Below are 26,835 nucleotides of genomic sequence, written 5' to 3'. Positions count from 1 at the left end.
GCAAATGTCGCCCTGGCTGACGGTCGTGGGAATTAGTGAAGACGGCTACAAAGGCCTTGGCAAGAACGCCCGGCACGCTCTATTGCACGCCGATCAGGTGTTCGGCGGGCCGCGTCAGCTGGAGTTGCTGCCGCCTTGCATCAAGGCAGAACGCCGCGCCTGGCCCAGCCCCTTCTCTCTGAATCCAGTGCTTGAACAACGCGGCGCCGAAGTGTGCGTGCTGGCCAGCGGCGATCCGATGCTGTTTGGGGTAGGCGCCAGCCTGACGCGTGTTGTGCCTGTCGAAGAAATGCTGATCCTGCCGGCACCCTCCTCCTATTCACTGGCGGCGGCCCGCTTGGGCTGGCCGTTGCAGGACGTGGTCACGCTGTCCGTGGTGGCCCGACCGCTGGCCGCGTTGAATGCCCGGTTCCATCACGGTGTGCGCCTGCTGATTCTGAGTAATGACGGCACGAGCCCGGCGGCGATTGCCGGTTTGCTGCGTGAACGTGGTTTCGGCCCAAGTCACATGACCGTGCTTGAGCATCTGGGCGGTCCGGCCGAGCGTCGCGTGGACGGGTTGGCCAGTGAATGGGCCAACCCCGAAATCGCCGCCTTGAATGTAGTGGCGATCGATTGCCGTGCCGATGCCAGCGCGTTGCGTCTTTCGCCGTTGGCCGGTTTGCCCGATGAAGCCTTTGAGCATGACGGCCAACTGACTAAACGCGATGTGCGGGCGATCACCCTGGCGCGCCTGGCCCCGGTGCCGGGCGAGTTGTTGTGGGACGTCGGCGCGGGTTGCGGCTCTATCGGCATCGAATGGATGCGCGCCCACCCCACCTGCCGAACCCTGGCCATTGAAGCCGATGAAGGCCGCCAGCAACTGATCGAATTCAATCGCGATGCCCTAGGCGTGCCGGGCCTGCAACTGGTGCGCGGCAGTGCGCCTCAGGCATTGGCCGGGCTAGAGCGTCCCGACGCGATTTTTATCGGCGGCGGCGTAACCCGCCCCGGTGTGCTGGATACCTGCTGGCAGCAACTGCGTTCCGGCGGCCGTCTGGTAGCCAATGCCGTCACATTGCAAAGCGAAGCAACGTTGATGGCCTGGCGTGATCTACATGGCGGTGAACTGACCCGCATCCACATCGCCCACGCCAAACCGCTGGGCGAATTCGACACGTGGCGTCAGGCTCTGCCTATCACTCTGCTGGATGTGGTCAAACCCTGATGCGTAACGAAACCGCAGAACAACCCGCCCCCTTGCGAAGTGGCCTGACCACCGGCAGTTGCGCAACCGCCACCAGTCTGGCGGCGGCGCGGTTGTTGTTGGGCGGTGAAGTCAACGATGCGGTGGAAATCGTCCTGCCCAAGGGCAAGCACGTGCAAATGCGCCTGGAGTTCTGCCGATTGGCGGGGGACGGTGCAGAAGCCGGTACTATCAAGGATGCCGGGGACGACCCCGACGTCACCCATGGCGCACTGGTTTTTTCCCGGGTGCGGCTGCTGGATGTTGCGACGGTAATTTTTATTGCAGGTCAGGGCGTAGGCACTGTCACGCGACCGGGTCTGGTCCTGAAAGTGGGTGAACCGGCCATCAATCCGGTACCGCGGATGATGATCATTGAACACCTGCAAGCGCTGGCCAACGAGCTCAATTACACCGGTGGTTTTGAAATCACGGTGAATGTCGAAGGCGGTGAGGCCCTGGCGCTGAAGACCATGAATCCGCGCCTCGGAATTGTCGGCGGGCTGTCGATTCTGGGCACCAGCGGCATTGTCCGGCCATTCTCCTGCGCAGCCTATATTGCGTCGATCCACCAGGGCATCGACGTCGCCAAAACCAACGGTTATCAACACATCGCTGCCTGTACGGGCAACGCCAGCGAAGACACCATGCGCCGCTTCTATCAGATGCCGGACATCGCCTTGATCGAAATGGGTGACTTCGTCGGGGCTGTGCTCAAACACCTGCGCAAAGTGCCAGTGGCCAAACTGAGTATCTGCGGCGGGTTCGGCAAGATCAGCAAACTGGCTGCAAAACATATGGACCTGCACAGCCGCCATTCCAGCATCGACCTGCCGCAACTGGCGCGCTGGGCGGCGGATGGCGGAGCCGATGAAGCACTGCAGCAGGCCATTCTCGAAGCCAATACCAGCCAGCAGGCTCTGGCGATGTGCTCGGCAGCAGAGGTGCCGCTGGGTGACATCGTTTGCCAGCACGCACTGGACTTCGCCCGTAGCGTGGTGCCATCGCAGGTTGAAGTGGAAGTCTTCGCGATTGATCGTCAGGGCGGTATCGTCGGAACAGCCGGAGTCAGTGTTTGAAGCGCGTGTTATTGCTTGGCGGAGTGACCGACGCACTGGCCATCGCCCGCACGCTGGGGCCGCAGCACATCTACAGCCTTGCAGGCGTAGGCCGGGTACCGACTGATCTTGTCTGCGAAGTGCGAGTCGGTGGTTACGGCGGCGCTGAAGGGCTGGCGCAGTTCATTACCGGGCAAGGCATCGATTTACTGGTCGACGCGACCCATCCTTACGCGGCCCAAATCAGCCAGAACGCGGCCCGCGCCGCCGGGCTCGCCAACGTGCCGTGCTGGGCATTGCGCAGGCCCGCCTGGCAACCGGGACCGGGCGACGATTGGCGCGAAGTGGCGGACTGGGCCGAACTGGTTCGCGCCCTTCAACCTTTCCAGCGTCCCTTGTTCACCCTGGGCCGCGAGCCTTTGCAGCATCTGGATGAAATCCCTGCTCATCAGTTCTGGACGTTACGCGCCCTGGAAAACACCCTGCGCGACTTGCCGCAGCACGAGCGCTGCGAAGTCATCGGTGCACGTGGTCCGTTTCTGCTGGAGGAAGAGCGCGAGCTCTTTCAGCAGCGCACCATTGATGTGCTCATCAGCAAGAACAGCGGTGGCGATGCGACCGAGGCCAAGCTGGAAGTCGCGCGGGAGCTGAGAGTGCCGGTGTTGATACTCAAGCGCCCGGAATTACCGCAGGTGGATCGGGAGTTCGGGTCTGCGGGGGCATTGCTTGAGGCGCTGGATCAGTATCAGCTCTGATGCTGATTCTGTAGGACCCACCGGCCCATGGGAATTGCGTTCGCAGGTCAGCGTAGAATGCGTCTATCAAAAAAATTCAATCATCTGATTTGAAATGCTTTTTCTGTAGGAGTGAGCTTGCTCGCGATTACGTCAGCACAGCCGATGTATTTATTGACTGACATACCGAAATCGCGAGCAAGCTCACTCCTACAGGTCCCATGTTTTGCTGCGCGACAGTGTGGTGTCAGGAACACCGGGGCAGCTCCTACAGGTACTACATTGCTTTGCGACAGCGCGGCACCGCGCCACATTCCGGGCTTTTTTACATCGCCAGGCTGTTCAGGCTAAATGGCAGCTCAATCGACAGGAGTCTCTTTAATGTTGAAGCACCTGCTCATGCTGACCGCATTATTGCTGCCAGTGACTTACGCCAACGCCAATGACTACCGCGCAGCCGAGCTGAATATTGCCAGCCCATGGTCAATGGAGCTGCCGCCGAATGCGCCCAACGTCGCGGCCTATTTTGTCATTCACAACAATGGGCAGAGCACAGACCGCCTGCTCAGCGTAGACACGCCCATCGCAGGCACGGCTCAGCTTCACGAACATGTTCACGCCAACGGTTTGATGAAGATGCAGCAAGTGCCAAACGTGGAAGTCCCGGCGGGTGGCGACGCCGTATTCGCGCCAATGGGTTATCACGTGATGCTGCTGGACCTGAAGGACAAGGCTTCGCTTACGGAGGGTAAAAGCTTCCCGTTGACCCTGCATTTCGAGAAGTCAGGTGCGGTCACGCTAGAGGTCGAAGTACTGAAGCAGCCGCCTGGGGCATCCGCGCACAGTCACTGACAGGGTTTTGATCTTGTAGGACTGGCTTTAGCCGGGAGGGCTGCATCCCTGACGACGAAAATACTGTGAATCTATCGGCCCTTTCGCGAATGAATTCGCTCCCACAAGATATGCCTCAACCTCAAGTTCACCGCTAACCCGGCAGGACTGGCTTTAGCCAGGAGGACTGCATTTTTGGCTCCACAAATGGGGCAGTCAGAAATAGCCCTCCCGGCTAAAGCCAGTCCTACAGGAGCTCACAGACCTGACGCCTACAACCCTTGCAGAATATCCCCAACAAGAAACTCCCTCCAGCCGACAGACACCCTCCCCCAAATCCGATTTCGTGAGCTGCATCTTTCACAAAACGAAACGGAATCATGACAACTCAATCTGCTTCACCCGCTGCCAGCAACGCGGCGTACCCACCCGACTTGCGTACGGTCGCCGAACAGGAGTTTCTGCGCCTGCTCAAACGCGATCACCCTGGCGTCAGCATCGACATCAACCACACCTGGCTGACGTCCTACACACTGAAAACCCTGACGATCCCGCCTTTCACCCAGCTGCCCGCGCAAGGCCACCCCACCATCGAACGCTCGCTGCGTCAGTTCCGGCACTCCGAGCCCGTTCGAGGCACGCTCCTCGATCATGTTCTGGGGCGCAAGAGTTTCGATTTGTCGGTCCACGCAGGTTTCTACAAAGCCGCGAACACAGTGGATGAAGCCGACGAAATCGCGCATCTCGAATGCCAGCACATTCTGGATTTGTACAAGGATTTCATCAGCGCGCTTGAGCCTGCTTATCGCCAGCAATTGGCTGACTACTGGAGCTACCTGGACAAGGGCATCAGCCGACGCGAGCGATTCATCACCGAGCGCAAAAAAGCATTACGGCTGGAGTCCGAAGCGGCAGTCGAGCAAAACCTGCTCACAATTAGCCAACACGCCATGCTTGAAGATCAACTCGACAGGCCACGCTCAGCCGGTGACAACACCGTCCAGAAATACGGGGCCTTTCAACTGGCACTTATAGATGGCCAAGGCGAAGTGCACATTTTCCCCGGGGCATTTGTCCTCACGCACACCTATAGTCTGGTCCCACCCGCATTGAATGACAGCAGTCTGGGGGAGGTGTTACTGCGCACTGAACATCAAGGTCTGGAAGGCTTTGCAAACATTGCAGCGATGATCCACTCGCTGGAGATGCGCTTTAGTGACTCCATCCAAAAACAGGTTGTACTGCAAAACCTCAGCGCAGCCTCACGCACTAAAATCCTCACGTTCCCGACCAAAGCGCCGAGGTGGAGCTTGTCAGTCATGCACGGCGATGTATTGCAGGTGTTGTTTGACCAACAATTAGCCAGGCAACAGGCCGACTTCAGCTATTTGTTGAACCAGGCAAGAGCCCTGAGGATCGACGCAGATGAGTTTGCGCGCACCTTACCGCAGCGACTGGCGCGGGCTGCGCATCTGGACAATGCGCTGATGCTTGATCGCAACGACCATCGCCTGATCGCAAGCAACATGCCCCAATGGTGGCAGAGAGTGAGCCACGAGCACCAGCAGCATTGGGTGGCGGCCGCGCAGGATTACAGTAAATCGATCATCCAGTTGCATCATCTGTGCAGGGACATTCCGGACGGCCCGCAACCCCAGGGAACTCATCAGGCAGCCTGGCTTGAGAATGTAAGAAGCCTCGCCATCGCCCAACTGCGCATGGACCAGGTACAGGCTCAGGCTGACCCGCTACCCGACACGGCCAGAGCATGGATGAAGGTCATCATTGATAACCCCTGCGTCGAGACCCGACAGAAGGTCGATGGCAAAACGATCAACCTCGACTTCATGATCCTTGAGCAACACGCGCTGCCTGATGTCATGCGCATCGCGCCGCAAGATTCAACAACCGATCAGCCGATGTTGATCTGTACCCTCAATGCCCCGGACAGTCGGGTATTTCGCTGGTACCCCAACGAGAAGGCCATGCGTGAGCAGTTTCTGGATAATCCCGACTTCACCCGATACCTGCTCCGCCAACTACCCAAGGAAAGTCGCCCGGTTGAATGCAGTGCCGAAGAGTACGAGCAATGGCTCAAGCACTTTCGTGCACGGGAAACGTACAAACACCTGAAAGCGCCAGCCAGGCTGCCCAGCTTTATTTTCGGCGAACCTGATTACGTTGATGAGGGCGAGGACTACCTCATGACCCATCATGATCTGAAACATACGCGCAAGACTGAGCTTCACTTCCGGCCCGAAGTGGTCAAAAAACACGGGGCATTGCTTGGCAGCATCGCGCTGAATATTGCCATGCTGTTCATTCCATCACCGGTACTCATTGCCTTGGCGGCGGGTATAGGCATGTTCAAACTCTGGGAGGCTTTTCAACATCTCAGAGAAGGTGATTACCATGGGGCCGCCTTCGAATTGTTGTGTGCGGTTGGCTACCTTGGCGCTGCTGCACTGGGTCGCTGGGTCATAAATCGCGAGCCTTTCACCCCGCTGGAGGATCTGCGATCAGCCACGCCACTGGTACAGCGCACCACCACTCAAGGTGAGGAGCAGATCGGCTATCTGGAATCATCCAGCCCTACATCGCAACGCACAGACCTTGACGCCGTTGTACCCTACGATGCCAACCAGTTTCATGCTGTCCAGATAGGCGAGCAGCAATACTTCATCAAACGCCAGCCCTGGCTGTTCGGTCACTGTCGGCTCTATCGGGCAGACGTCACCAATCCCGACTTGCTGATTGGAGAACGCGCCTACGCCGTGGAATCCAGCCCGGGCGTCTGGAGCAGAATAGAAACACTGCGCACCCGAATAAGCAGCCTGCTGTTGAGACAGTCAGATCAGGAACTGGGCGATGTGACCAAGGATTGGCCGAGCTCGGCGGAGGAGGTCAGCACAGTGTCCAAACTGGCATTCAATCGTAACTATCTGCGTCTGGCACAAACCTCCAACGCCAGCGAACTGCCTGAAATACTGGATTACTGTGAAGGCGGCTCGCAGGCCATCAACAGCCTGCTGCGCGCCAGAATGCGCACACCGTGGACCCTTCGTTTTCTGAACGAGTTCTATCGCCTGAACGAATATCAGGGGCGGGCTTATCGGGCTGCATTGGTCAGCGCCGCCGGGCTGCGAAGGCTGACCTCTGAGATCGGACAGGTGTTCGTGGATAACGGTATTCAGTCTGCCTCTGTCAGCCGCTGGAGCAGCGAACAGTGGAGCCGCGACGGATTCATTCGCGAGGCGGCCGGCAGTGAGGACAGCACAGTGTTTGTCATTTTCAATGAGTCTGTGCCGAAGAAAAACCTGTTCACCAGCTTTCTGGGAGACCACGTGGCGATTGCGCCCTCCACGCCGCTACAACTGGTGGCCAGTCGTCTTGTAGGCAAGCGTTTCTACGTTTACTTCAAAAGCCCGGCCGCCATTCCGGAAAAAATGTTTGATCTGTACTCCGGCAACACTGAGTTGATGCTTTAAAGCACTAGCACCAATTAAGCGCAGCACTGCGCACCAGTCCGCCAAATAAGTCCCATGCTGGTGCGCCCATTTCTTGTCCACCAGGACAGCTTCCTGTTCTGGTGGGCTATTCCGTGCCTTGGCCCAGCCTTTGCTAAACAGCAATCAGATATGCGTTATCTCGTGTGCCCCATCGAATACCAATAACGGAGCTAGCCCAATGAAGCGTCGCAGTCTGATCAAAGCGTTTACCCTGTCCGCGTCCATCGCGGCCATGGGCCTTACATGGACCGTTCAAGCTGCCGAGACCATCAAGGTCGGCATCCTGCATTCGCTGTCGGGCACCATGGCTATCTCCGAAACATCGCTCAAAGACATGGCGTTGATGACCATCGATGAAATCAACGCCAAGGGCGGCGTCAACGGCAAGATGCTGGAAGCAGTAGTCGTTGACCCGGCGTCCAACTGGCCGTTGTTCGCTGAAAAAGGTCGTCAGTTGCTGACTCAGGACAAGGTTGCCGTGGTGTTCGGTTGCTGGACCTCGGTGTCGCGCAAATCCGTGCTGCCGGTGTTCGAAGAACTCAACGGCCTGCTGTTCTACCCGGTTCAATACGAAGGCGAAGAAATGTCGCCGAACGTGTTCTACACCGGCGCAGCGCCTAACCAGCAGGCGATTCCCGCGGTCGAGTACCTGATGAGCGAAGACGGTGGCGCAGCCAAGCGTTACTTCCTGCTGGGCACCGACTACGTTTACCCACGCACTACCAACAAGATTCTGCGCTCGTTCCTGCACTCCAAAGGTGTAGCGGACAAGGACATCGAAGAGGTCTACACCCCGTTCGGCCACGCTGACTATCAAACCATCGTTGCCAACATCAAGAAGTTCTCTGCGGGCGGCAAGACGGCTGTTATCTCGACCGTCAACGGCGACTCCAACGTGCCGTTCTACAAAGAACTGGCCAACCAGGGCCTGAAGGCTACCGACGTTCCGGTTGTAGCGTTCTCGGTGGGTGAAGAAGAACTGCGCGGTATCGACACCAAACCGCTGGTGGGTCACCTGGCCGCCTGGAACTACTTCCAGTCCGTCGAGAACCCGGTCAACACCAAGTTCGTTGCTGCCTGGAAAGCCTACGCCAAGAAGAAAAACCTGCCGGGTGCAGACAAGGCGGTGACCAACGACCCGATGGAAGCCACTTACGTGGGCATCCACATGTGGGCGCAAGCGGTCGAGAAAGCCAAGTCCACCGACGTGGATAAAGTCCGCGAAGCCATGGCAGGCCAGACTTTCGCCGCGCCGTCGGGCTTCACCCTGACCATGGACAAAACCAATCACCACCTGCACAAGCCAGTGATGATCGGCGAAGTCGAGGACAACGGTCAGTTCAACGTCGTCTGGCAGACCAAAGAGCCGATCCGCGCCCAGCCATGGAGCCCGTACATCCCGGGTAACGACAAGAAGCCGGATCATGTGGTGAAGAGTAATTAACACGCTGGATGTTCGACCGCCGCTATGGTGCGGTCGAACACATCTTCTGTAGGAGCTGCCGAAGGCTGCGATAGGGTTCCCCTGACACACCGCAATCGCAGCCTTCGGCAGCTCCTACAGGGATCACCAGATCCACCCGATCTGGACGCCTTTCAGGACACCCGCCATGCCCAACATTCTGTACCGCTTCATCTTCACCCTCGCCCTGCTGCTGCCCATGGCCGCGCAAGCCAGCGATGCCGGTGATTTCGTGGCGGCCAGTTCCGCACAACAGGCCGAACTCCTTGAGAGCTGGGCCGCCCAACCCGTTCCGGGACGCATTGAACTGATCAATGCCTTGCAGGAAGGCCGCGTCGCTGCCGACAGCAGCAAACGCGCATTCATCGAAACCGGTGACAAATACGTCGCGGTCGATACTGATACGCCAACAACCGATGAGCCGCGCAAACTGCGCCTGAATAACCGCTTGCGTGGTTTGGTAGATACCGCGCTGGCCAGCCACCAACTGCTGTCTGAGGATGCAAAACTTCGTCTGTCAGCGGCGCTGCAATTGCAAAAATCAGCCCGCCCTGCTCAGTTGCCATTCCTGAGCGTGCGACTGGCCGATGAGAAAGACGATGACGTCCATGACGCGCTGACATTGGCGTTGGCCAATCTGCAATTGGTTGACTCCAGCCCGACCGTACGTCTGGCTGCCGTGCGCCTGCTCGGCGAAACCGGTGACCCGCTGGCCCGCACTCGTCTGGAAACTTTATTGGCACCAGGCGTCGAAACTGACGCCAGCGTGCGTATCGCGGCCGAAACCAGCCTGGCTCAAGTCAAACGCAAGCTGATGGTGGGCGAGTTACTCGGTCAGGCATTCAGCGGGATGTCGCTGGGCTCGATTCTGCTGCTGGCAGCGCTCGGTCTGGCAATCACCTTCGGCTTGCTGGGCGTGATCAACATGGCCCACGGCGAAATGCTGATGCTTGGGGCGTACTCCACGTATGTCGTGCAGTTGATGTTCCAGCGCTATGCGCCGGGTGCTATCGAGTATTACCCGCTGATTGCCTTGCCAGTGGCATTTTTCGTTACGGCGGCCATCGGCATGGCACTGGAGCGCACGGTGATCCGCCATCTGTATGGCCGACCACTGGAAACCCTGCTTGCCACCTGGGGTATCAGCCTGATGCTGATACAGGCCGTGCGTCTGGCCTTCGGTGCGCAGAACGTTGAAGTGGCCAACCCTGAATGGCTCTCTGGCGGGCTCCAGGTACTGCCCAATCTCGTACTGCCCTACAACCGCATTGTGATCATTGCGTTTGCGCTATTCGTGGTGGTGTTGACCTGGCTGCTGCTGAACAAAACCCGCTTGGGCCTGAACGTGCGTGCCGTGACCCAGAACCGCAACATGGCCGCCTGCTGCGGTGTGCCGACCGGGCGCATCGACATGATGGCCTTCGGGCTCGGCTCCGGCATTGCCGGGCTGGGCGGCGTAGCCCTGAGTCAGATCGGCAACGTCGGCCCGGACCTGGGCCAGAGCTACATCATTGACTCGTTCCTGGTGGTGGTGCTCGGCGGTGTCGGGCAACTGGCCGGTAGCGTCATGGCGGCCTTCGGTCTGGGCATCGCCAACAAGATTCTCGAACCGCAAATCGGCGCTGTATTGGGCAAGATCCTGATCCTGGCGCTGATCATTCTGTTTATCCAGAAACGTCCGCAAGGCCTCTTCGCATTGAAAGGACGGGTGATCGACTGATGAACCAACCATTGATGGTCACTGCCGCACAAAAAGTCGGCCCCAAAGGTACTGTGGCGGTTGGCGTTGTCGTGCTGGCAATTCTGCTCGCGATGCCACTGCTGTCCTTGCTGCCTGCCGATAACAGCTTTCAGGTGTCGGCCTACACCCTGACGCTGGTAGGCAAGATTCTCTGTTACGCCATTGTCGCGCTGGCACTGGATCTGGTCTGGGGTTACGCCGGTTTGCTCTCCTTGGGCCATGGCCTGTTCTTCGCACTCGGCGGCTATGCCATGGGCATGTACCTGATGCGCGAAGCGGCGGGCGATGGCTTGCCCGCATTCATGACCTTTCTGTCATGGACCGAACTGCCGTGGTATTGGGCAGGTACGGATAACTTCCTGTGGGCCATGTGTCTTGTAGTGTTGGCGCCGGGTCTGCTGGCGCTGGTGTTCGGCTTCTTCGCCTTCCGTTCGCGGATCAAAGGCGTGTATTTCTCGATCATGACCCAGGCCCTGACCTTCGCCGGCATGCTGCTGTTCTTCCGTAACGAAACCGGTTTTGGCGGCAACAACGGCTTCACCAACTTCCGCAGCATTCTGGGTTTCAGCATCAGCTCTCAAGGCACCCGCGCCACGCTGTTTCTGGCGACGGTGATCCTGCTGGTGGCGAGCCTGTATGTGGGTTGGCGTCTGGCGCAGAGCAAGTTTGGCCGGGTATTGACCGCACTACGTGACGCCGAAAACCGCCTGATGTTCTGCGGATACGACCCGCGTGGTTTCAAACTGTTTGTCTGGGTATTGAGCGCAGTGCTGTGTGGTTTGGCTGGCGCGCTGTATGTGCCGCAGGTCGGCATCATCAACCCGAGCGAAATGTCACCGACCAATTCCATTGAAGCCGCCGTCTGGGTCGCGCTCGGCGGACGCGGAACGCTGATCGGCCCGCTGCTGGGCGCAGGTCTCGTGAACGGCATGAAAAGCTGGTTCACCGTAGCCTTCCCGGAGTACTGGCTGTTCTTCCTCGGCGCGCTGTTCATCATCGTCACGCTGTATCTGCCTAAAGGCGTGATCGGTTTGCTCAAGAAGAGGGGCGAACAATGAAAACCACTCCGACACCGGCATTCATGCTCGAACCTATTCTCGACCCCAATGCTGATGCAGGCACCAGCCGCGATGCGATTGGCCTGGGGCAAAGCGTCGGCAAAGGGCTGAACACGCGCCACGGCACGATCCTTACGCTGGAAGACATCAGCGTCAGTTTCGATGGTTTCAAGGCACTCAACGACCTGAATCTGTACATCAGCGTCGGCGAACTGCGCTGCATCATCGGCCCCAATGGCGCGGGCAAGACCACGCTGATGGACGTGATAACCGGCAAGACTCGCCCAAGTCACGGCAAGGCCTGGTTCGGTGAAACCCTGGACCTGACGCAGATGAGCGAAGTGGAAATTGCCCAGGCGGGTATCGGCCGCAAGTTTCAGAAGCCTACCGTTTTCGAAGCCTTGAGCGTATTTGAAAACCTCGAACTGGCTCAGAAGACTGATAAATCGGTGTGGGCCAGCCTGCGGGCAAAACTCAGTGGCGAACAACGCGACCGCATCGACGAAGTACTGGAAACCATACGATTGACATCGTCCATGCAGCGCCCGGCCGGTCTGCTTTCACACGGTCAAAAACAGTTTCTGGAAATCGGCATGTTGCTGGTCCAGGATCCGCAATTGCTGCTGCTCGACGAGCCAGTCGCAGGCATGACCGACGCCGAAACCGAATTCACCGCCGAGCTGTTCAAGAGCCTGGCGGTCAAGCACTCGTTGATGGTGGTGGAACACGACATGGGCTTCGTGGGTTCGATTGCCGACCACGTGACCGTATTGCATCAGGGCAGCGTATTGGCCGAAGGCTCGCTGGCGGATGTGCAGGCGGATGAAAGAGTCATCGAGGTCTACTTGGGGCGCTAGAGCTCCCCGGTAGGAGCGAACTTGTTCGCGAGGCGATTTCAGATCCACAGTCGTTGCCTGATCTGACGCCTCGCGAACAAGTTCGCTCCTACCGTTATCCATTTGCTTGGGAAACGAACATGCTCCAGGTCGAAAAGCTCCATCAGTACTACGGCGGTAGCCACATCCTGCGCGGGCTGTCCTTTGATGTGAAGGTCGGCGAAGTGACGTGCCTGCTGGGTCGTAACGGCGTGGGCAAGACTACGTTGCTCAAGGTGCTCATGGGCCTGCTGCCTGCCAAAGAAGGCACAGTACAGTGGGAAGGCAAGGCCATCACCGGTTTCAAACCCCATCAACGGGTGCACGCCGGGATTGCTTATGTGCCACAGGGCCGCGAGATTTTCGGGCGGCTGACCGTTGAAGAAAATCTGTTGATGGGGCTTTCTCGCTTTCCAGGCTCTGAGGCCAAGGAAGTCCCGGCGTTCATCTACGAGCTGTTCCCGGTTTTGCTGCAGATGAAACATCGACGCGGCGGCGACCTGTCGGGTGGTCAACAGCAGCAACTGGCGATTGGTCGTGCGCTGGCAAGCCGTCCTCGCCTGCTGATTCTCGATGAACCCACCGAAGGCATTCAACCGTCGGTGATCAAGGAAATCGGCGCAGTGATCAAGAAGCTCGCAGAACGAGGCGACATGGCTATTCTGCTGGTTGAACAGTTTTACGACTTTGCTGCCGAACTGGCCGATCAGTATCTGGTGATGTCCCGTGGGGAAATCGTTCAGCAAGGCCGTGGCGAGAATATGGAAGCCGAAGGGGTGCGTGGTCTGGTGACCATCTGAGTGGTATTCCGTTAAGGTGCAGTCTTCCTGAACTGCTGTTTTCCAGAAGCATGAAAGCGATCACATGAATCTTCCCGCCCACACTGCGTTGTTTACCCCCAGCTGGCATGCCGAGCTGGAGCTGGGCTATGGGCGTTTTGGCGACAGTACGCGACCCACCCAGCGCCGACACAAAGGCCCGCTGCGAGTGCAAAAACACCTGTACGCCGAAGGCCCGGAAGTTTGCCAGCACATTATTGTTCATCCACCCGGCGGCATCGCCGGTGGCGACCGACTGGACATCAGCGCCAGCGTCGGCCCTGATGCCTGGGCACAACTGACCAGCCCCGGCGCAGCCAAGTGGTATCGCGCGGCAGGTCCGGCTTATCAGCAACTTGACCTGAATGTTGCGCCCGGTGCGACGCTGGAATGGCTGCCGCAGGAAACCATCGTGTTCAGTGCCGCACAGGCCGAACTGACCACGCGCATCGATCTGCAAGGCGATGCGCGGCTGCTTTACTGGGACGTCGTGGCGCTGGGCAGACCGGCGAGCGGCGAGCGCTTCGAGACCGGGCATTTCCAGGCGCATCTGGATGTGCGCCGCGACGGCAAGTTGCTGTGGCATGAACGGCAACGCATCATCGGTGGCGACGGCTTGCTCCAGTCACCGATTGGGCTGGATGGCAAAACCGTATTTGGCACGTTGCTGGTCACCGGCGACATTGACACCGAATTGCTTGAGGCCTGTCGCTCGGTGCCCAATCTGGTACGCGGGGACCTGACCCAATTGCCAGGCTTGCTGGTAGCTCGCTGCCTGGCAGATGAGGCTCTGCACGCCCGGGCCTGGATGATCGAGTTATGGAAACTGCTGCGCCCGGCGGTGTTGGGCCGCGAAGCGGTAGCGCCGAGGATCTGGAGTACGTGATGCAAATCTGTGGAGCACGGTTTTTTGTGGGAGCTGGGCTTGCCCGCGATAAGGCTGGACGCGATTCACTTTAGAATTGCGGTGACCATATCGCGGGCAAGCCCAGCTCCCACAGGTAAAGCAATCAAACTCACACACGGAACCAACATGGATCTCACCCCACGCGAAAAAGACAAAATGCTGATTTTCACCGCAGGCCTGGTTGCCGAACGGCGGCTGGCCCGTGGCGTGAAGCTCAACTACCCGGAAGCCATGGCTTACATCTCGGCGGCGTTGCTTGAAGGCGCGCGCGACGGGCAGACCGTCGCGGATCTGATGCATTACGGCACAACGCTGCTGACTCGCGAACAGGTCATGGAAGGCATCCCGGAAATGATTCCTGAAATTCAGGTCGAGGCGACTTTCCCGGACGGCACCAAGCTGGTCACCGTGCACCAGCCTATCGCCTGACCCCGAACGAGACTCTGGAACTGATCATGAGCCATACGATTCGCGACGCCCTCCCGGCTGATCTGCCGGGCATCCTGGCGATTTACACCGACGCAGTGCTTAACACCACCGCGATCTGGAACGAGCAACCGGTAGATCTGGCCAATCGTCAGGCCTGGTTCGATGCGCGCCAGACTCAGGGTTATCCGATTCTGGTCGCCATTGATGATGACGGCCAGGTCACGGGTTATTCGTCGTTTGGCGACTGGCGCCCTTTTGAAGGCTTCCGTCACACCGTAGAGCATTCCGTCTACGTGCGCGCCGATCAGCGCGGCAAAGGCCTCGGCCCCAAGTTGATGAACGCTCTGATCGACCGCGCCCGCCTGTGCGACAAACACATCATGGTCGCGGCGATTGAAAGCGGGAACAAGGCCTCTATCAGCCTGCATGAACGACTGGGCTTCATCACCACCGGCCAAATGCCACAGGTCGGCACTAAATTTGGACGCTGGCTGGACCTGACATTCATGCAACTGGATTTGTCACCCGGCGCATCGGCCCCACCGTCACAAGCTCCCGTTTCCAACTGAGAGGCGATCATGAATCCTGCCCAGCTACGCCGCGTCACGGATGAAAGTTTTGCTCACTACCGCCACGGACTGGCGACCTTACTGCTGGACGCTGTGAACAACGGCGCATCGGTGGGTTTCATGGCCGACTTGACCCTCGAAGACGCGTACGCCTGGTGCGACGGACTTCGGGAAGACGTCGCCAACGGCAACCTGCTGTTGTGGGTTGTGGTTGAGGATGAGCAGGTACTGGCCAGCACTCAGCTCGCTCTTTGCCAGAAGGCCAATGGCCTGAACCGTGCCGAGGTGCAAAAACTGATGGTGCTCAAAGAAGCGCGACGGCGCGGCCTGGGGCAGCAATTGATGCAAGCGCTTGAACAGGCCGCACGTCAGCTCAAGCGCGGTTTGCTGTTTCTGGACACCGAAGCCGGTTCGCCCGCTGAAGTGTTTTATCGCTCGCTGGACTACACCCGCGTCGGCGAACTGCCCAACTACTGCCAAAGCCCGGACGGCCGTTATACGCCGACCGCTATCTACTTCAAGACCTTGGGACAACCCGCATGATTCCTGGCCAATACCAGATTCAACCCGGTGAAATCGAGCTCAATGCCGGTCGCCGGACTATCAGCCTGAATGTCGCCAACAGTGGCGACCGGCCGATTCAGGTCGGCTCGCATTTCCATTTTTTTGAAACCAACGACGCCCTCACCTTCGATCGTGCCGCCAGCCGCGGCATGCGCCTGAACATTCCGGCCGGCACCGCCGTGCGCTTCGAGCCAGGGCAGTCGCGGGATGTGGAATTGGTGGATCTGGCCGGGCATCGCCGGGTGTTCGGCTTTGCCGGGCGAGTGATGGGTAATCTCTAACCCCGAGCCGGAACCCTGTAGGAGTGAGCTTGCTCGCGATCGGCTGCGCAGCAGTCGCAAAAGTAGTGAATAAACCACCACTGGAAAGTCGTTCCGACTTTATCGCGAGCAAGCTCACTCCTACAGGTCAGGTCAGGTCAGGTCAGGTCAGGTCAGGTCAGGTCAGGGTGTGCACAGACATATTTTTGAATTCAAGGAATCGCCATGAAGATTTCCAGACAAGCCTATGCCGACATGTTCGGCCCCACCGTGGGCGACCGGGTACGGTTGGCCGACACCGAGCTGTGGATTGAGGTCGAGAAAGACTTCACGACTTACGGCGAAGAAGTGAAATTCGGCGGTGGCAAGGTCATCCGTGACGGCATGGGCCAAGGCCAGTTACTCGCCGCCGAAGTCGTCGACACGCTGATCACCAACGCCTTGATCGTCGACCACTGGGGCATCGTCAAAGCCGACGTGGGCCTCAAGAACGGTCGCATTGCGGCCATCGGCAAAGCGGGCAACCCGGACATCCAGCCCGACGTGACCATCGCCATCGGTGCCTCCACTGAAATCATTGCCGGCGAAGGCATGATCCTCACGGCGGGCGGCGTCGACACACACATTCACTTCATCTGCCCGCAGCAGATTGAAGAAGCTTTGATGAGTGGCGTGACCACCATGATCGGCGGCGGCACTGGCCCGGCAACCGGCACCAACGCAACCACCGTGACGCCCGGCCCTTGGCACATGGCGCGCATGCTTCAAGCGGCCGACTCGTTCCCGATGAACATCGGCTTTACCGGCAAAGGCAACGTCAGCCTGCCTGGGCCGCTGGTGGAGCAAGTCAAAGCCGGTGCAATTGGCCTGAAGTTGCATGAAGACTGGGGGACCACGCCAGCGGCTATTGATAACTGCCTGAGCGTCGCCGATGAGTACGACGTGCAGGTCGCGATCCACACCGACACCCTGAACGAATCCGGCTTCGTCGAAACGACGTTGGCGGCGTTCAAGAATCGTACGATTCACACCTATCACACCGAAGGTGCGGGCGGCGGTCACGCGCCGGACATCATCAAGGCCTGTGGCTTCCCCAACGTACTGCCCAGCTCGACCAACCCGACCCGGCCGTTCACGCGCAACACCATCGACGAGCATCTGGACATGCTGATGGTCTGCCATCATCTGGATCCAAGCATCGCCGAAGACGTAGCCTTCGCCGAAAGCCGTATTCGCCGGGAAACCATTGCAGCCGAAGATATCCTGCACGACCTGGGTGCCTTCTCGATGCTCAGCTCCGACAGTCAGGCCATGGGCCGGGTTGGCGAGGTGATCATGCGCACCTGGCAAACCGCCGACAAGATGAAGCGCCAGCGCGGGCCATTGCCTGGCGATGGTGAAGGCAACGATAACTTCCGTGCCAAACGCTACATCGCCAAATACACCATCAACCCGGCAATCACCCACGGCATCAGCCATGAGGTCGGCTCGGTGGAAGTGGGCAAATGGGCTGATCTGGTGCTGTGGCGCCCTGCGTTCTTCGGCGTCAAACCGACCCTGATCCTCAAGGGCGGAGCGATTGCCGCGAGCCTGATGGGCGACGCCAACGCGTCGATTCCGACACCGCAGCCCGTGCACTATCGTCCGATGTTCGCCAGCTATGGCAGTTCGTTGCACGCTACCAGCCTGACCTTCATCAGCCAGGCAGCGTTCGACGCCGGTGTGCCTGAATCACTGGGGCTGAAAAAGGTGATCAGCGTCGTCAAAGGCTGCCGGTCCGTGCAGAAGAAAGACCTGATCCACAACGACTACCTGCCGAAAATCGACGTCGACCCACAGACTTATCAAGTCAAGGCAGACGGTGTACTGCTGTGGTGCGAGCCGGCTGATGTGCTGCCCATGGCGCAGCGCTACTTTTTGTTCTGACCGAGTGCGCGTGCAAGCCAAGGCAGCTAGGGCTGCCTTGGTCCTTTCCCGGCAATTTCCTGCTTGATGCCTGATAGAAATGTCTCATCGCCGTCGAGCAGCTGTAACGCTTGCAGCGTATCGTTCACCGCCTCGATCAAACCCAGATCCTCAGACGTACTGGTCCCCTCAAGTACCCGCCGCAGCGCCAGGTAAAAACCCAGCTTTCCGTACGCCACATCATCCAGTCTCGCGCTCTTGCCGGTGTAGAGCTTTTGTTCAGCCTGAGCGATTTGTTCTTCAACAAACGTCGTGAAAGGGGTTGTGAACATGACGGCTCTCCTGCCAGATAGTCCTTGCGATCAAATAAAGCCTAGCCGTTGCTTGCCTCTGATGCCGGAAATGACTGTGGCCTCCGGTCGCTGTCTCGATACCCGAAGGTTAAAGGCGTAAGATGCGCCATCCTCATTACAGCTCCCGCAGCAAGGTAACCGGCCATGCGCCTCTCGGACTTCATCGTTGCCCATGTGGATCGTATTGTCGACGAGTGGGAAAACTTCGCAAAAACCATTAAACCTGCCGCCGATGCCATGAACAGTGCCGAGCTGCGCGATCACGCCAAAGCGATTCTGCTGGCCGCAGCACGGGACATGAACACCTCGCAGACCAAAAGCGAGCAAGCCGCCAAGGCCAAAGGCGCGGACCTGCGCAAGACACCGAGCCTTGACCAGGCTGCCGCCAGCCACGGGGAGCTGCGGCATATGGTCGGTTTTGATCTGGTGCAGATGACTTCCGAGTTCCGCCATCTGCGCGCCAGCGTCATCCGGTTGTGGGTCGAGAGCCTGAAAACCCCGGACCTGGCCTATTTCACTGACATGATCCGCTTCAACGAAGCCATTGATGAAGCACTGGCCGAATCGACTGCGGCGTATGCCGAGCAGGTGGCACGTTCGCGAGATATCTTCCTGGCCATTCTTGGCCATGACCTGCGCGCGCCTCTGCAAGCGGTGAGCATGTCCGCCGACCTGCTGGAGCACAGAAAAGAACTGGATGCGAAGTCCCAGGGCTACGTGTCGCGGATCAAGAGCAGCACTCGACACATGGGCTCGATGGTCAGCGATCTGCTGGAGTTCGTGCGCAGCCGCCTCGGCGCCAGCCTGCCGGTTGAACGCAATGCCATGGACCTGGGCAAAGCGTGCCGCGAGGCCATCGATGAAGCCTGTGCCGGTCGCCCGGACTCACATCCGCATCTGGTCGTGGAAGGCGATACGGTCGGTCATTGGGATCGCGGACGTATCGACCAGTTACTGCAGAACCTGATCGGCAATGCCCTGCAGCATGGCAAGGGGGAGGAAGAGGTCAACGTCAAAGTCTGCGGTGAGCAGGATCATGTGCAGTTGATCGTGCACAATCTAGGCGACCCCATTTCCGAAGACGCCATCGGCAGCATCTTTGACCCATTGGTACGCGCCATCAGCGAAGGCTCGACGCCCAGCGGTCGGTCAACCAGCCTTGGCCTGGGGCTGTTCATCGTCAAGGAAGTGGTCAACGCCCACGGCGGCAGCATTACCGTCACCTCCAACGTAGGTGACGGGACGACGTTTACGGTGGTGTTGCCGAAAAACGTTTGATCAAACCCTGCATTCGCGAAAGGCCGATGGATGCGAAGCCTCTTCAGCGCCCTGGTGCTTTTGCGAGTAAATTCGCACACAAGGTCCGACATCGTCCAAGGCTTTATGTGTTTATTGCAGGCCGACATCGAGTTCCCTTTCAGGAGTAGATGGCCCGCGCAGAAATCTGCCGTACGAGCGGATCATATTTAGATTATTTGCTCATTTAGAGTATTCCCATTAGCGATAACGCACACTTAACCTATTGTTTCTTTTGAAAAGAACCTTCTTAAGTTCGATGAGTGCGCTCCTAATAAGGAGTGCAGAAGCGGCAGCCTTTTTTTCAGCGACTACTTTGATAGAAGGGATATCCATTACAAGGGAGCGTTATCATGAGTCCACAAACAACCCCAGGCCAAACTCAATCAAAATCTATCAAGGCGGCAGGGGATCTTGATCCTGGTTTTGGTGTTGACGGGCTGGTCAACATCCCAAACCCCGAAGCCCCCAATGCCTTCCTCTACATTTCGGCAGTTACAACTAACCCGACAACCGATACGGACAACGCGCTTTATGTAGGCTGCTGGCTAAACGAAACCTATATTGTCCGCCTGTTGCAAGACGGACAAATTGATACAAGCTTCGGCAGTGCGGGATATGCAAAACTGCCGAAAGGTGAGCCCACAAATCACTCACTTAACGTTGGTAGTTTTATCTTTCTGGAGACAGGAAATGTCATTGGCTTGGGAAGCATACATATACAGGAGAGCGGGTACAATTTGAACGTGCCCGCTGCGGTTGGCTTCACATCGGACGGCATTATCGACACCAGTTTTGGAGACGGAGGTATTTCTATTTTCAGACTGCACCTGCCTACACCCGAGTCCGCCCCACGCCAGACATCGACGAATGAAAAATACGAGCCTAGCCCCTACCTCAATAGTGACATTCATAAAGCGCACCGGAATGGCCACACAGATGCCTCCCAAGGCGTCAGACTCGCGGACGGAAAATTACTGTTCGTTGGATCAACCTACTATTCAAACAGCCCGATATTGGTTGCCGCCTATTTGATCAGGATCAACGCTGACGGGTCGCTGGATACTTCTTTCGGACAGAATGGGAGCGTCGTAATTCGACAATTCGAAGGGAACGACACTCATAATACTTTTTTTGGGTTTGATCGTCAGAACAGAGTGTTTATTGCCGGGAACCCAGCTCTCATCCCCTTCCCTGCCTCTATTGTTCGGTATGACGCAGAAGGCAACATTGACACTGGCTTTGGCAACAGCGGCGTGGTGCACATTACCCTTACCGACAGCCCCGGCTCTCAGGCCATGGGAATGATAGTTCTGGACGATGGTAAGGTCATTGTTCTTGCAAACTTTTTCAAAGATGCGTTTAGCCCAGCGACTACAGCAGTGGTGCAACTTTCGCCAAGCGGGACTCCAGATCCAGAGTTCAATAATGGCGAACCCGTATCTATTGTGCTGACCCAAGGGGGGACCTTTGCCGGATCAACGATCAGCAAGGATGAAGGCAACCGGATAATCATAAGCGGTAGCCGAGAAAAACCGGGTGAAACTTCGTCCGGCTGTATGGTGAGACTAATGCCTAACGGACAGCTCGATACCGGTTTCGGTTCAAACGGCACGGCAGTGTTTGAACGTTTTGAGACGGTGGATCTGACAACTATCCAGAACAGGGTGAACGTCGTCACGGCCTCAAGTGACATTGTCAGTCTTGAAGGTCTCCTGTTCCGGATTATCGGCTGAAGTGATTCATTACCGTAATCTCGAATGTGAGTCATGGCACCACACCACAGTTATTGGAGCGAGGCTTGCCCGCGATAAGGCTGGACGCGTTCGATTCAAGATCGCGGGGCCTTTATCGCGGGCAAGCCCGCCCCCCCCAGACATTCGACGCAATCGCAAGGTTTTACCCGGGAAGAGGGCGGGACAACCGCTATATCTGTGTCATCAGACAGGCCGTTCTCCCGGTTAAAGCCGGTCCCACGTCGGAATAGCATGTGTGCAAAAAAAAAAGATCTCCAAAGTGGCAGCGGCCTCTCCTGCTGGCGCTGCCTACAGCGCTCAACTCACCACTGCGCCCGCGGATCAAACGCTGCCTTGTCGGCCAGTTTTTTCCACAGCTCCTGAGTCGCCTCATCGCTGGACCTGGGCATTACCACTTTGATCTGCGCCAGCAGGTCGCCACGTTGCCCTTGTTTGTTCAGCAAGCCATTGCCTTTGATGCGCAGTCGCTGACCATTCTGACTGTCGGGACGGACAGTAAGGTTGATCTTGCCCGTGAGGGTCGGCACAGCGACTTTGGCACCCAACGCAGCTTCCCATGGGGCCACGGGCACAGTGATGATCAGGTCGTGGCCTTCGACTTCGAACTTAGGATGCGGCGCGAGGCGGATGATCAGGTACAGATCACCGCTCTCTCCCCCTGCAACACCTGGCGCACCCTGCCCCTTGAGGCGAATGCGCTCGCCGTCGGTGACACCGGCAGGAATCTTCACATTCAGCGTCTTGGTGACATCAGCCACACGCTGGCCCGCTGCATTGTGTTGCGGCACCTTGAAGCTGACCTGCTTGGATTCGCCCGACAGGGTCTCCTCCAGGAAGATAGCCAACTCCATTTCGACGTCTTGTCCCTTGCGCCCAGGGTTGCGAGAGCGGCCGCCCTGCTGCGGACGACCACCAAAGATCGAGCTGAAGAAGTCGGAGAAGTCGCCGTTATCAGCGCCGCCAAACCCGCCCGCACCCGCTCGGCTCTGCCAGCCCGGTGGTGCCTGGAAGGGTTGGCCCTGGCGACCGTATTTGCGTAAGTCGTCGTATTCGGCGCGCTTTTCAGGGCTGCTCAGCACCTCGTACGCTTCGTTCGCTTCTTTGAATTTTTCTTCCGCGCCAGCCTCTTTGCTGACGTCCGGGTGATACTTGCGCGCCAACTTGCGGTAAGCGACCTTGATCGCTTTCTCATCCGCAGTCGGATCCACCGCAAGAATCTTGTAATAGTCTTTAAAGTCCATCTAATGCTTTCCCCGGTTACGCCGTGCAGCGCTGAACACTGCGCACAGCATCCTCTGTGTGAGGTCTCTGAATCCAATACGTTGAGATATATCGGCCGTGCAACCCGCCCGCTTGATGCCTGAAGCGTTCGACGGCCTGACATGAAGACAATTCCCTGAAGATTGGGGGTCCGGTCGGTTAGTTCAAGTCAGGCATACAAATACAGTTATCTACATTTAACCGATGTTTCGCCCTACGCATCCGGCGTGCACTGACATACACTGCGCGGCCGTTTTTTGACTGGAACGTAAAAGACATGAATGACCAATCCCCGGCCCGTGCCTGCGGCATCGACTTTGGCACGTCCAATTCCACCGTCGGCTGGCTGCGCCCCGGCATGGAATCGCTGATCGCGCTGGAGGACGACAAGATTACCCTGCCGTCGGTGGTGTTCTTCAACATGGAAGAACGCCGCCCGGTCTACGGCCGTCTGGCGCTGCACGAATACCTGGAAGGCTACGAAGGCCGCCTGATGCGCTCGCTCAAGAGCCTGCTGGGCTCCAAGCTGATCAAACACGACACCAGCGTGCTGGGTACGGCGATGCCGTTCAAGGACCTGCTGGCGCTGTTTATCGGCGAGTTGAAGAAGCGTGCCGAAGCCAACGCCGGTCGTGAATTCGAAGAAGTGGTGCTGGGTCGCCCGGTGCATTTCGTCGATGACGACATTACCGCTGATCAGGAGGCCGAGGACACGCTGGCCGAAGTCGCCCGCAAGATCGGCTTCAAGGACGTGTCGTTCCAGTACGAGCCTATCGCCGCCGCGTTCGACTATGAATCAACGATTACCAAAGAAGAGCTGGTACTGATCGTCGACATCGGCGGTGGTACGTCGGACTTCTCCCTGGTGCGCCTGTCACCTGACCGTCGCTTCTACGATGACCGTCACGAAGACATTCTCGCCACCGGTGGCGTGCATATCGGCGGGACCGACTTCGACAAGCAACTGAGCATTCAAGGCGTCATGCCGCTGTTCGGCTACGGCAGCCGGATGAAAAGCCAAGCGTACATGCCGACCAGCCACCACATGAACCTGGCAACGTGGCACACCATCAACTCGGTCTATTCGCAGAAGTCCCAGTTGGCGTTAGGCAGCATGCGTTACGACATTGAAGACACCCAGGGCATTGATCGCCTGTTCAAGCTGATTGAACAACGCGCCGGGCACTGGCTGGCCATGGAAGTGGAAGAAACCAAGATCCAGCTGACCCACACCGAAAGCCGTCATCTGCCGATGGATCGCATCGAGCCGGGCTTGAGTGTGGACCTGAGCCGCGTAATGTTCGAAGCCGCCATTGATTCACAGCTGGAGCGCGTACGTAACAGCGTGAGCGAATTGCTGCTCAAGGCGGGTGCGGGTGTTGATCAGGTCAACACGGTGTTCTTCACCGGTGGCTCAAGCGGCATCCCGGCGCTGCGCAACAGCGTCTCGGCCATGCTGCCCAATGCCCGGCACGTCGAAGGGAATATCTTTGGCAGCATCGGCAGCGGGTTGGCGATTGAGGCGAAGAAGCGCTATGGCTGAAGGGCAGCTGCAAGCTGCAAGCCTCAAGCTACAAGTTAAAAGCAGGCCGTGCGCCTCTTGAAGCTTGAAGCTTAAAGCTTGCAGCTGCTCTCTTACACCAACCCTTCCCGCTGCAACTCGCTCTTCAGATACGCGTAGTAAATCGGCCCGGCCACAACTCCTGGCAGGCCGAACGCGGCTTCGAAAATCAGCATCGCCAGCAGCAACTCCCACGACTTGGCATTGATTTGCCCGCCAACGATCCGCGCATTGAGGAAGTACTCGACCTTGTGGATCACGATCAGGTAACCCAGCGCCGCCAGTGCAACCCAGATCGAAATCGACATGCCGACGATGAAGATCAGTGTGTTGGACATCAGGTTACCCACCACCGGCAACAGGCCGAGCAGGAAGGTCATGATGATCAGGGTTTTGGTCAACGGCAGGTGAATACCGCACAACGGCAGCACGATGACCAGAAACACCGACGTGAACGCGGTGTTCAGCAGCGAGATTTTGATCTGGGCGAAAACGATGTTGCGGAACGCCTTGCTCAACAGGCTCAGACGGTCAAACAGCGCAGCCGCCAGCGGTTTGCGGGTATGCACATCGGAGATGCGCTGCAAGGCAATGATTGCGCCCAGCACCATGCCAATCAGCATGGTGACAAACATATGTGCCGCACCTTTGCCAATCAGCTGCAGTTCGCCAACGTGCTTCTGTATCCATTCGCCCAGAGATATCCGGAACTCGGCAGCACTGGCCGGTAAATAAGCGTCGATGAACGGCGGAAGCTGACCGCGAGCGCGATCCACGAGGATCATGAACTTATCCAGCGACGCGCCAGGGTTTTCCGCCTCATGCAGCACGAAGCTGAACGCTCCAGCAAAGATCAACGCCAGCACACTGACCACCAACGTGCCCAGCAACGCCACCGCGAGCCAACGGGCACGCTCCCCTGCGATCAGCCTTTGCAGCTTGGGCGTCAGCATGTTGACCAATTCATAGACCAGCAACCCGGCCAACAGACTCGGCAGTAGTTTGAACGGCAGAACCATCAACAGACCGCCGAATATCAGAATCCAGCTGGCCAACAACACTTGTCGCGAGGAAAACGTTGGCATATAGCCTCAAGACGAACGGCGCTAAGAGGCAGGCAGTCTGCCAGCGTTCTGAGCTAAGGACCAGTGATCAGACGACCCCATCGGAAACGACCTACAGACCGATGAATAAGCCACCTGCACCAGACGCCGGAATTAAAGGTTTCAGGACGCTGAACGGCACGTTTTCCAGCGCCTGAACGCTCACTGGAAAATTATTTCTTCTTGAGACAATCGCTCATAAAAGCCTTCCGGGCATCGCCCTTGAGCGCCTGAGTCGTAGCCGTTGCGTTACAGCTGGTCATCTTTTGTTGCTGGGTTTGCGGCGGTGAAGCTTTAAGGCAGGTGCTCATGAACGTCTTGCGCTCATCGCCCTTCAAGGACTGAGCTGTAGCATCGGCATTACAGGTGGTCATCTTGTTCTGTTGCGCAGTGGCCGCATAACTCTGGGCACACATCAACAGACTCACCAACAACACAGGGACGCGCAGCATTTTCATGGTTATCCACTCCACAGTGGCCATGCCGACCAGCGTGGCCTGCTTTGGAGTGTAGCCAAAGAATATGCGGCGCGACCCGCCCAGCTCAGGCCTACCCGACGTTGCGCGTGTCGAGTCGCAGTTCCTCTTCTTCGATGCTGTGAATCGACACATCGGTGATACCCGATGCGTGGGCCGTTGCCTCATCCACGGCGATAAAACTCTGCACGTCGTCATCCAGTACGACGTGATGCTTCTGTGCCAGCTCGTGAACCACGTCGATGATCGGTACATCAAGATTCTCGATCACGTCCACGTGGTGCTCGCCCGCCAGGGTGTACTCGATTGCGTAGTGTTCTTTATCGCTCATTGCATCACTCCAATGCCGACCCGACCGGGCGGCAAACTACGAACAACAGCTGGGATAGCTAAAGGCCCGCAGCCTTGAGGCGCGCGGCGTGCTCAACAAACAATTTCACAGGGTTTACGGTGGTCGGGGGTAGTCATCACCGATGACGGCACCCAGGTGAGAACTGAATCTCCCGACCATGCCATCACATTGACCGCGCCCTTTCGTGAACGTGCGAGCAACTTTCATCAAGTCAGGTTGCTGGCATCCTGGTGGTTACAGACGTAGTCAGAAGCCTGACTGTCAGGTAACGAAAACACCGTGCGACGTACGTAGTATTCAAAGGCCATCAAATAATCGAACTCTTGCGAACCTTCGCAGCTCCAAGCTGCAACGGGCCAACAATGGCTCTGTCATTGGAGTGGTATTTCATGATCAAGAAGAGCCTCGCAGCAGCTTTCGTTATCGCCGCAGTCAGCGGTTGCGCCAACACCACCGTGCAGAACCCGGTGGATTACGTGACCTATCGCAACGAGCCGCTGGTCAAGCAAGTTGAAGACGGCATGACCGAGCAGCAAGTGCTGACCATCGGCGGCACGCCGTCTACTCGCGTACAGCGCAAGGTGCACCCGGGTGTTTGCAACAACTACGTGATGAATAAAGACGGCCACGAGCAGGTCTATCACGTCAGCTTCAACGCCAACGGTCGCGTGGATAACAAGGGTTTCATGACCTGCGAGCAACGCGAAGCCAACGAACGCGCCATGTAAGCGG

At 57.9% G+C, this 26,835-nt stretch carries 25 protein-coding genes and 1 pseudogene; 20 read left to right on the top strand and 6 right to left on the bottom strand.

Annotation, left to right across the window (positions count from 1 at the left end; all coding sequences use genetic code 11):
• Positions 1-4 precede the first annotated feature (4 nt).
• The 16 genes from cbiE to ureC all read left to right on the top strand — a co-directional run bounded on the left by cbiE (position 5) and on the right by ureC (position 17,966).
• Positions 5-1,207 carry a precorrin-6y C5,15-methyltransferase (decarboxylating) subunit CbiE gene (gene cbiE, locus AO242_RS04350; RefSeq protein ID WP_099267820.1) on the top strand — a complete coding sequence of 401 codons (1,203 nt, stop codon included), beginning with the start codon at positions 5-7 and terminating at the stop codon, positions 1,205-1,207.
• A complete protein-coding gene (locus AO242_RS04345; protein ID WP_099267819.1) occupies positions 1,207-2,304 on the top strand; it encodes a cobalt-precorrin-5B (C(1))-methyltransferase in 1,098 nt (365 codons plus the stop codon). Before cbiE ends, AO242_RS04345 begins: the two co-directional genes overlap by 1 nt.
• Positions 2,301-3,038: a cobalt-precorrin-6A reductase gene (locus tag AO242_RS04340; protein ID WP_099267818.1), complete on the top strand. Its 738-nt coding sequence runs from the start codon at positions 2,301-2,303 to the stop codon at positions 3,036-3,038. The genes AO242_RS04345 and AO242_RS04340 overlap by 4 nt, the downstream gene beginning before the upstream one ends.
• 360 nt (positions 3,039-3,398) lie before the next feature.
• Positions 3,399-3,869, top strand: coding sequence for a copper chaperone PCu(A)C (locus AO242_RS04335; protein ID WP_099267817.1), 471 nt, complete (start codon positions 3,399-3,401; stop codon positions 3,867-3,869).
• Between the two features lie 359 nt (positions 3,870-4,228).
• On the top strand, positions 4,229-7,336 hold the full coding sequence (locus AO242_RS04330) for a hypothetical protein (RefSeq protein ID WP_099267816.1): 3,108 nt from the start codon (positions 4,229-4,231) through the stop codon (positions 7,334-7,336).
• Between the two features lie 199 nt (positions 7,337-7,535).
• Entirely contained in the window at positions 7,536-8,801 is a 1,266-nt protein-coding gene (urtA, locus tag AO242_RS04325; RefSeq protein ID WP_099267815.1) for an urea ABC transporter substrate-binding protein, read from the top strand.
• 166 nt (positions 8,802-8,967) lie between these two features.
• Positions 8,968-10,539, top strand: a complete 1,572-nt coding sequence (gene urtB / locus AO242_RS04320) for an urea ABC transporter permease subunit UrtB (protein WP_099267814.1) — start codon at positions 8,968-8,970, stop codon at positions 10,537-10,539.
• Positions 10,539-11,618 carry an urea ABC transporter permease subunit UrtC gene (gene urtC / locus AO242_RS04315; RefSeq protein WP_099267813.1) on the top strand — a complete coding sequence of 360 codons (1,080 nt, stop codon included), beginning with the start codon at positions 10,539-10,541 and terminating at the stop codon, positions 11,616-11,618. Before urtB ends, urtC begins: the two co-directional genes overlap by 1 nt.
• The gene (urtD, locus tag AO242_RS04310; protein WP_027901343.1) at positions 11,615-12,475 is read left to right on the top strand and encodes an urea ABC transporter ATP-binding protein UrtD; all 861 of its coding nucleotides are present in this window, start codon (positions 11,615-11,617) and stop codon (positions 12,473-12,475) included. The genes urtC and urtD overlap by 4 nt, the downstream gene beginning before the upstream one ends.
• A 119-nt stretch (positions 12,476-12,594) precedes the next feature.
• The gene (gene urtE / locus AO242_RS04305; protein ID WP_099267812.1) at positions 12,595-13,293 is read left to right on the top strand and encodes an urea ABC transporter ATP-binding subunit UrtE; all 699 of its coding nucleotides are present in this window, start codon (positions 12,595-12,597) and stop codon (positions 13,291-13,293) included.
• 64 nt (positions 13,294-13,357) lie between these two features.
• Positions 13,358-14,197: an urease accessory protein UreD gene (locus AO242_RS04300; RefSeq protein ID WP_099267811.1), complete on the top strand. Its 840-nt coding sequence runs from the start codon at positions 13,358-13,360 to the stop codon at positions 14,195-14,197.
• Between the two features lie 147 nt (positions 14,198-14,344).
• The gene (locus AO242_RS04295) at positions 14,345-14,647 is read left to right on the top strand and encodes an urease subunit gamma (RefSeq protein WP_027902525.1); all 303 of its coding nucleotides are present in this window, start codon (positions 14,345-14,347) and stop codon (positions 14,645-14,647) included.
• A 26-nt stretch (positions 14,648-14,673) separates the two neighbouring features.
• Entirely contained in the window at positions 14,674-15,216 is a 543-nt protein-coding gene (locus tag AO242_RS04290; protein WP_099267810.1) for a GNAT family N-acetyltransferase, read from the top strand.
• Positions 15,217-15,225: 9 nt separating this feature from the next.
• The gene (locus AO242_RS04285; RefSeq protein ID WP_099267809.1) at positions 15,226-15,759 is read left to right on the top strand and encodes a GNAT family N-acetyltransferase; all 534 of its coding nucleotides are present in this window, start codon (positions 15,226-15,228) and stop codon (positions 15,757-15,759) included.
• Positions 15,756-16,061, top strand: a complete 306-nt coding sequence (locus tag AO242_RS04280; RefSeq protein WP_099267808.1) for an urease subunit beta — start codon at positions 15,756-15,758, stop codon at positions 16,059-16,061. Before AO242_RS04285 ends, AO242_RS04280 begins: the two co-directional genes overlap by 4 nt.
• Before the next feature lie 204 nt (positions 16,062-16,265).
• Positions 16,266-17,966 carry an urease subunit alpha gene (gene ureC / locus AO242_RS04275; RefSeq protein WP_027902529.1) on the top strand — a complete coding sequence of 567 codons (1,701 nt, stop codon included), beginning with the start codon at positions 16,266-16,268 and terminating at the stop codon, positions 17,964-17,966.
• A gap of 26 nt (positions 17,967-17,992) precedes the next feature.
• On the opposite strand, the gene AO242_RS04270 is transcribed toward ureC, so the two are convergent.
• Positions 17,993-18,277 carry a hypothetical protein gene (locus tag AO242_RS04270; RefSeq protein ID WP_099267807.1) on the bottom strand — a complete coding sequence of 95 codons (285 nt, stop codon included), beginning with the start codon at positions 18,275-18,277 and terminating at the stop codon, positions 17,993-17,995.
• A 165-nt stretch (positions 18,278-18,442) separates the two neighbouring features.
• On the opposite strand from AO242_RS04270, the gene AO242_RS04265 reads away from it, so the two are divergent.
• Together AO242_RS04265 and AO242_RS04260 are read left to right on the top strand one after the other, a co-directional pair.
• On the top strand, positions 18,443-19,576 hold the full coding sequence (locus AO242_RS04265) for a sensor histidine kinase (protein WP_099267806.1): 1,134 nt from the start codon (positions 18,443-18,445) through the stop codon (positions 19,574-19,576).
• A gap of 371 nt (positions 19,577-19,947) precedes the next feature.
• A complete protein-coding gene (locus tag AO242_RS04260; protein WP_099267805.1) occupies positions 19,948-21,330 on the top strand; it encodes a delta-60 repeat domain-containing protein in 1,383 nt (460 codons plus the stop codon).
• A 323-nt stretch (positions 21,331-21,653) separates the two neighbouring features.
• Here the strand turns inward: AO242_RS04260 and cbpA are convergent, their stop codons facing one another.
• Entirely contained in the window at positions 21,654-22,592 is a 939-nt protein-coding gene (gene cbpA / locus AO242_RS04255) for a curved DNA-binding protein (RefSeq protein WP_027902531.1), read from the bottom strand.
• 296 nt (positions 22,593-22,888) lie between these two features.
• Here cbpA and AO242_RS04250 point away from each other — a divergent pair, with 296 nt between their 5' ends.
• Entirely contained in the window at positions 22,889-24,154 is a 1,266-nt protein-coding gene (locus AO242_RS04250) for an Hsp70 family protein (RefSeq protein ID WP_027902532.1), read from the top strand.
• A gap of 92 nt (positions 24,155-24,246) precedes the next feature.
• Here the strand turns inward: AO242_RS04250 and AO242_RS04245 are convergent, their stop codons facing one another.
• The 4 genes and pseudogenes from AO242_RS04245 to AO242_RS04230 all read right to left on the bottom strand — a co-directional run.
• A complete protein-coding gene (locus tag AO242_RS04245) occupies positions 24,247-25,257 on the bottom strand; it encodes an AI-2E family transporter (RefSeq protein WP_027902913.1) in 1,011 nt (336 codons plus the stop codon).
• Between the two features lie 191 nt (positions 25,258-25,448).
• Positions 25,449-25,733 carry a PsiF family protein gene (locus tag AO242_RS04240; protein ID WP_027902912.1) on the bottom strand — a complete coding sequence of 95 codons (285 nt, stop codon included), beginning with the start codon at positions 25,731-25,733 and terminating at the stop codon, positions 25,449-25,451.
• Between the two features lie 91 nt (positions 25,734-25,824).
• Positions 25,825-26,082, bottom strand: a complete 258-nt coding sequence (locus AO242_RS04235; RefSeq protein WP_027902911.1) for a hypothetical protein — start codon at positions 26,080-26,082, stop codon at positions 25,825-25,827.
• A gap of 58 nt (positions 26,083-26,140) precedes the next feature.
• Positions 26,141-26,301, bottom strand: a pseudogene (locus tag AO242_RS04230) (triacylglycerol lipase); the annotation flags it as partial.
• 191 nt (positions 26,302-26,492) lie between these two features.
• On the opposite strand from AO242_RS04230, the gene osmE reads away from it, so the two are divergent.
• The gene (gene osmE, locus AO242_RS04225) at positions 26,493-26,831 is read left to right on the top strand and encodes an osmotically-inducible lipoprotein OsmE (RefSeq protein ID WP_027902910.1); all 339 of its coding nucleotides are present in this window, start codon (positions 26,493-26,495) and stop codon (positions 26,829-26,831) included.
• Positions 26,832-26,835: the final 4 nt, after the last annotated feature.

The sequence above is a fragment of the Pseudomonas sp. ICMP 561 genome, from assembly GCF_002699985.1.
GTDB classification, from domain to species: domain Bacteria; phylum Pseudomonadota; class Gammaproteobacteria; order Pseudomonadales; family Pseudomonadaceae; genus Aquipseudomonas; species Aquipseudomonas quasicaspiana.
This window is presented reverse-complemented; position numbering and strand designations above follow the sequence as displayed.